This window comes from Devosia sp., assembly GCF_034675085.1.
Taxonomy (GTDB): Bacteria; Pseudomonadota; Alphaproteobacteria; order Rhizobiales; family Devosiaceae; genus Devosia.
Genome location: NZ_JAUCDN010000203.1, coordinates 1 through 5,983 on the forward strand (window position 1 = coordinate 1; position 5,983 = coordinate 5,983).

Below are 5,983 nucleotides of genomic sequence, written 5' to 3' on the forward strand. Positions count from 1 at the left end.
TTGAGCCGCTCGCGGATTTCCTTGCCGGCCTTGAACTGGGGCACGTATTTTTCACCCACATCCACCTGCTCGCCGGTGCGCGGATTGCGTCCGACGCGGGCGGGGCGGTTCTTGACCGAGAAGGCGCCGAAGCCGCGCAGCTCCACCCGGTCGCCGCGCGCCATGGCATCCCCGATTTCGTCGAGAATGGCATTGACGATATTTTCGACATCGCGCTGAAAAAGGTGCGGATTTTCAGCCGCCAGCTTTTCGACGAGTTCCGACTTGATCATCCACATCTCCGCATATCGGCGTCCACTCCTTATGCTTAGAAGCGGGCGTCAACCTGCCAAAGCGAAACCAGCCCGTCAAGCGGAATGGTCCGTTGCGGCATCCCCAGCGCGATGCGCGCCTGTTCGCCCAAGAAACTTCCCAAGAAACTTCCCAGGAAAGTCCCGATGAAATCGATTCCCCCCGAGGGTAGCGGCCAGACGGTGCGCACGGGCAGGTCGGGGGCGATTTCGCGGGCTTCGGCCAGCCAGTCCAGGGCTTCCCTTTCGCCCCCGATGGCGTCGATCAGCCCGTTCTGCACCCCGACCCGGCCGGTGACGATGCGGCCATCGGCGAGGCGCAGGGCGGCGGCGCGTTCGAGGTTGCGGCGTTCCGCCACAATGTCCACGAACCACTGGAAGCTGTCATCGACCAGCGCCGCGATAGAGTCGCGCGCCGGCCCCTCCATCGGCTCGTTGATGTCCGGCTCGGCCTTGAGCGGCCCGGAGGCCACCTTGTCGAGCCCCACCCCGATGGTGTCGAGCAGCTTTCCGGCATTGACGTGCTGGTAGAGCACGCCGATGGAGCCAACGATGGACAGGCGCCGCGCCAGCACGCGGTCGGTGGCGATGGCGCTCATATAGGCGGCGGAGGCCCCCAGCTCGTCGATGACCGCCACGGTGGGGTGGGCGGCGCGCAGCCGGGTCAGCGCCTCATAGAGCTCTTCGCCGCCCGCCGTGGTGCCGCCGGGCGAATTGATGGCGACGATCACCGCCGCGACGCTCTCGTCCTTGACCAGCGCCTCCATCGCCGCCAGCCGGGCCCGGTCGGTGGCGATGGTGCCGTCGATCACGAGGCGCGCGATATAGGGCGCGCCGGCGCCTTCGGGCCAGGCGAAGCGCCCCAGCCCGACCAGGATGGCCAGGGCGACGGCAACAAGGGCAAAAATCCGCCAGGCCCCGCGCGAGCGGCGATAGGTTTCGGCGGCGAGACGGTCTGAAGCGGGCTCGTGCATCGGGCGCTCCTTGATCTGGCTCTGGCCTAAGCCGCGCCGCCGGCTTTGACAAGGGCGAAGCGATGCACCATCAGCCGCGCCGCCGCCTCGTAACTCGCCAGCTTGCCGGCCAGTTCCGGCCGCTCCTCCACGGCAAAGCCATGCCGCGTCCAGAAGGGTTGCGAGCCGTTGACAGCGACAAGGCTGACATGGGCAAAGCCGGCGGCGCGGGCGGTGTCCAGCAGCTTTTTCACCGCCACGCCCGCCGCGCCGCTGCCCCGGGCCGCCGGCAGCAGCGCCAGGTCGTGCAGATAATAGGTGTCGGCGTCGAGGGGAATTTCTCCCAATAGCGCGTTGAGCGCCGGCAGCTGCCCGAAGCGCCAGGGATGGCTGAGCATATAGCCGGCCGGCGCGCCGTCCTTTTCCAGCAGCATTGTGCCGCCGGGGCACAGCCGCTGCCGCTCGGCAAAGACCGCATCGTCCTCGGGAAATCCCGGATGCACCTGGGCCGCTACGGCGGAGAGCGCGGGCAGGTCGGAGGGGAGCAGGGGACGCCAGAGCAACATGGGAAAGCCGAGCCAATGAGATTGGCTTTTCCTGATCGCGTCGGGGTCGGAAGTCAACCTTTTCCCTAACGCCTCGCTCCTCCCCACCGGATAGCGCGCTTGCGCGCTTCCGGTGCAGGCTCTTGAGGGGAGGGATCGAGGGAGGGCGGATGAGCCGGTTCCCTGCCATCACGGCAAAACAAAAAGACCCGCGCTTTTGGCGCGGGCCTTCCGTTTTCCAAACCCGACTGGGCTTAGTTGTTGTCGCGGCCCTTGAGGGCGGCGCCCAGGATGTCGCCGAGCGACGCGCCCGAATCGGACGAGCCGTAATTGGCGACGGCTTCCTTTTCCTCGGCGATTTCCAGCGCCTTGATGGAGAGCTGGATGCGCTGGGTCTTGCGGTCGTACTGGGTGACGCGCGCATCGACCTTCTCGCCCTTGGAGAAGCGCTCGGGGCGCTGGTCGTTGCGGTCGCGGCTGAGGTCGGCGCGACGGATGAAGGCGGTCATCTCGCTGTCGGCGATGCGGACCTCGATGCCTCCGTCATTGACTTCAGTGACGGTGCCGGTGACGACGGAACCCTTGCGGATGCCGCCTTCGGAGCCGGCGGTGTCGGCAACTTCGCCGGTGGCGAGCTGCTTGATGCCCAGGCTGATGCGTTCCTTTTCGACATCGACGTCGAGAACCTTGGCCGAGACGATATCGCCGCGGTTGTAGTCCTCAAGCGCGATCTCGCCCGACTTCTGCCAGTCGAGGTCGGACAGGTGCACCATGCCGTCGACATCGCCGTCCAGCCCGATGAACAGGCCGAATTCGGTCTTGTTCTTGACTTCGCCTTCGATGACCGAGCCGACGGGGAACTTCTCGGCGAAGCTTTCCCACGGATTGGCCAGGGTCTGCTTGAGGCCCAGCGAGATACGGCGCTTGTCCGGATCGACCTCGAGCACCACCACTTCCACTTCCTGGGAGGTGGAGACGATCTTGCCGGGGTGGACGTTCTTCTTGGTCCAGCTCATTTCCGAGACGTGGATCAGGCCTTCGATGCCCGGCTCCAGCTCCACGAACGCACCATAGTCGGTGATGTTGGTGACGCGGCCGGTGAACTTGGCCTCGATCGGATACTTGGCCTCGATGCCTTCCCACGGATCGGCCTGAAGCTGCTTCATGCCGAGCGAGATACGGTGGCTCTCGTGGTTGATGCGCACGATCTGGACCTTGATGGTCTCGCCGATGGTGAGCACTTCGGAGGGGTGGTTGACCCGGCGCCAGGCGATATCGGTGACGTGCAGCAGGCCGTCAATGCCGCCGAGATCGACGAACGCACCGTAATCGGTGATGTTCTTGACCACGCCGTCGACAACCTGGCCCTCTTCGAGCTGCTGGACGATTTCCGAGCGCTGTTCGGCGCGCGATTCTTCCAGGATCGCACGACGCGACACCACGATATTGCCGCGGCGCTTGTCCATCTTCAGGATCTGGAAGGGCTGCGGCACGTTCATCAGCGGGGCGATGTCGCGGATCGGGCGGATATCCACCTGGCTGCGCGGCAGGAAGGCGATGGCGCCTTCCAGGTCGACGGTGAAGCCGCCCTTGACCTGGTTGAAGATGGTGCCTTCAACGCGCTCATTGGCGTTGTACATCTCTTCGAGCTTGACCCAGCTCTCTTCGCGGCGGGCCTTCTCGCGGGAGAGGACAGCCTCGCCCATGGCGTTCTCGACGCGGTCGACATAGACCTCGACTTCCGAGCCCACGGTGATGGTGCCGTCGCGGCCGGCCTGGCCGAATTCCTTGAGCGCGATGCGGCCTTCGGTCTTGAGGCCGACATCGATGATCGCCAGATCCTTTTCGATGGCGACCACGGTGCCCTTGACGACGGTGCCTTCCAAGGGCTCGTTGTCGACGAAGCTGTCCATCAGGAGGGCTTCGAAATCTTCTTTCGTCACAGTCTGCTGTGCCAAATCATATCTCCGATGCACCGGGGGTTGAGGGTGAAGACCGGAGCCCGCCACTTCCCGAATGGAAATGCCGGCGCGCGAGCGCCCGATCGAAAATCTGATTGCGGTAAGATCCGGGCCAGCGCCTGATGATGGTCGGGGCCGAACCGCGCAAGGGTGGATTTGAACCGGCTAGGCCGGTCCTGCCTTGCGCGCCATGGTCCCATCGACGATCGCGATGGCTGCGCGGAGTGCGGCCTCTATATCGAGAAGCGTCGTGTCGAGCAAGTGCGCGTCGTCCGCTTTATAAAAGCCGCCATGGGGATTGAGCATGTCGCGGGCATCCCGCTCTTCTATCTGGTGATAGAGGGCGTAGCGGTCAACCACCACGCCGCGATTTTCCAGCTGCCGGGCGCGGCGCTCCATGCGCGCCTTGCTGTCGGCCTGGATGAACAGCTTCACATCGGCGTCGGGGGCGATGCGGGTGCCGATGTCGCGCCCGTCGAGCACGGCGCCGCCCTTTTGGGTGGCGAAGGCGCGCTGGTAGTCGAACAGCGCCGCGCGCACCGGTCCGATCACCGCCACCTTGCTGGCCTGGACCCCGGCCTCGGCGCTGGTCAGGGCCTCGATGTCGCTCAGATGGCTGGCGTCGAGTGCCCGGGCCGCCGCGATGGCCGCGGCCTCATGGGCCGGCCCCTCGGCCGCGCCGGCCGCCGCCAGCCCCACGGCGCGGTAGAGCAGGCCGGTATCGAGATAGGGCAGGCCATAATGCCGGGCCAGCCCGGAGGCCAGCGTGCCCTTGCCCGAGGCGGCGGGTCCGTCGACGGCGATGATCATGGCTGGCGTCCCTTCGGGGATTCGATGCGGGCCCCGGCGCCGCGGAGCATGTCGACAAAGCCGGGAAACAGCGCCTCGATGCTGGCCGCATCCTCCAGCGCCACCTTCTTGCGGCTGACCAGGCCCAGCAGCAGCAGGCTCATGGCGAGGCGCGGATCGGCGCTGGAAACCGGCTTGCCGCCGCCCTCCAGCTTGCCGGTGCCGGTGATGGTCAGCCGGCCGTCCTGGCTTTTGGCGTCGATTTTCTGGGCCGAGAGCACCGCCGCCAGGGCGGGGGTGCCGCCGGCAATGCTGGTTTCGCCCTCGGCGCAGGCGGCGGCCACGGCCACCAGCGCGATATCCCCGGCGATGGCGGCGCTGTGCGCATCCGAGAGCGTCACGCCCTTCATGCGCGAGGAGCGCACGCGCAGGTCGGCGACATGCTCGCTGCCCACAAGGCGCTGATTGACGAAGTGGATGTCGCCGCCCATTTCCAGCAGCGTATCGATGAGCCCGGTGCGCAGCGGATTGATGAGCACGTTCTCGATGGTGATGTCCGAGCCCGGCACGATCAGCGCCGCCAGCGCCAGATAGGCGGCCAGCGCCGGGTCGCCGGGAATGGCGATGTGCTGGGGGCGCAGTTCGCTCAGCCCGGCCAGCGCCAGCGTGCTGCCGCCGGCCTCGTCCTCGGTCACGCTCAGCCGCGCCCCGAAGGCGGCCAGCAGCTTTTCGGCGTGATCCTGGCTGGGGGCGGGCTCGACAAGGGTGGAGGTTCCGCGCGTCTGGGCCGCCGCCAGCAGCAGCGCGGTCTTGAGCGGCGCATCGGGGCCTTCCAGCGTCCCCTGTAGTGGCAGGGGCAGGGGCGAGCCGCGCAGGCTCAGCCCGTCCACCTCGCTTCTGACCTGCCCGATGGGCGCCAGCGCTTCGCCCAGGGCCGGGGCAAGCCGGGCCGCCGGCCCGGCGAGGCGCGTGGTGAAGGGATAGGGCGCCAACAGCCCCAGCAGCAGCGTGGCGGCCTCGGCGCTGCCCGGCACCAGGGCCGCCTGCGGCTCCAGCAGGCCCAGCGGCCCGAGCCCATCGACATGCCAGTCCCGCCCGTCCATGGCCACCGCCACGCCCAGCTGGCGCAGGGCCTCGGCGCTGGCGACAAGCTCGGGGGTCGGGGTGAGGCCGCAAAGCGTGCTGCGGCCCACGGCCAGCCCGGCCAGCATCAGCGCGGTCTGCGCCAGCGTGGCGTCGCCCGGCGCGGCGAGGCTTCCGCTCAGCGCATCGGCGCCGCGGCTGGCCAGCGGCAGGGGGGAAGGATGGGCGGTCTGGATCATGGACGCTCTGGCATTTTGCGCATCGGCTTTAGCATGGGGCGGCGCGCCAAGACCACACCCCGCCGGCCCGGCCGCGCGGTTCCCCACATTTTCGGTTTGACAGGGGCAGGGTTTGCCCATAAC

The 5,983-nt window shown here is 67.4% G+C and carries 6 protein-coding genes; all 6 read right to left on the reverse strand.

Annotated features, from left to right (window positions below):
* Window positions 1–272, reverse strand: a 272-nt coding sequence (locus tag VDP82_RS12580) for an integration host factor subunit beta (RefSeq protein WP_323015191.1), incomplete at its 3' end; no start/stop codon positions are given.
* A gap of 35 nt (window positions 273–307) precedes the next feature.
* Complete coding sequence (gene sppA, locus VDP82_RS12585) at window positions 308–1,264, reverse strand: signal peptide peptidase SppA (protein WP_323015192.1); 957 nt, start codon at window positions 1,262–1,264, stop codon at window positions 308–310.
* A 26-nt stretch (window positions 1,265–1,290) separates the two neighbouring features.
* Window positions 1,291–1,809, reverse strand: coding sequence for a GNAT family N-acetyltransferase (locus tag VDP82_RS12590; protein WP_323015193.1), 519 nt, complete (start codon window positions 1,807–1,809; stop codon window positions 1,291–1,293).
* A gap of 233 nt (window positions 1,810–2,042) precedes the next feature.
* Window positions 2,043–3,746, reverse strand: a complete 1,704-nt coding sequence (gene rpsA, locus VDP82_RS12595) for a 30S ribosomal protein S1 (RefSeq protein WP_323015194.1) — start codon at window positions 3,744–3,746, stop codon at window positions 2,043–2,045.
* A 168-nt stretch (window positions 3,747–3,914) separates the two neighbouring features.
* Window positions 3,915–4,559: a (d)CMP kinase gene (locus tag VDP82_RS12600; RefSeq protein ID WP_323015195.1), complete on the reverse strand. Its 645-nt coding sequence runs from the start codon at window positions 4,557–4,559 to the stop codon at window positions 3,915–3,917.
* Window positions 4,556–5,860, reverse strand: coding sequence for a 3-phosphoshikimate 1-carboxyvinyltransferase (locus VDP82_RS12605; protein WP_323015196.1), 1,305 nt, complete (start codon window positions 5,858–5,860; stop codon window positions 4,556–4,558). The genes VDP82_RS12600 and VDP82_RS12605 overlap by 4 nt, the downstream gene beginning before the upstream one ends.
* Window positions 5,861–5,983 lie beyond the last annotated feature (123 nt).

Coding starts and splice junctions, on each gene's coding strand:
- VDP82_RS12605 (WP_323015196.1), bottom strand. CDS start 5,860: ATGATCCAGACCGCCCATCCTTCCCCCCTGCCGCTGGCCAGCCGCGGC.
- sppA (WP_323015192.1), bottom strand. CDS start 1,264: ATGCACGAGCCCGCTTCAGACCGTCTCGCCGCCGAAACCTATCGCCGC.
- VDP82_RS12590 (WP_323015193.1), bottom strand. CDS start 1,809: ATGTTGCTCTGGCGTCCCCTGCTCCCCTCCGACCTGCCCGCGCTCTCC.
- VDP82_RS12600 (WP_323015195.1), bottom strand. CDS start 4,559: ATGATCATCGCCGTCGACGGACCCGCCGCCTCGGGCAAGGGCACGCTG.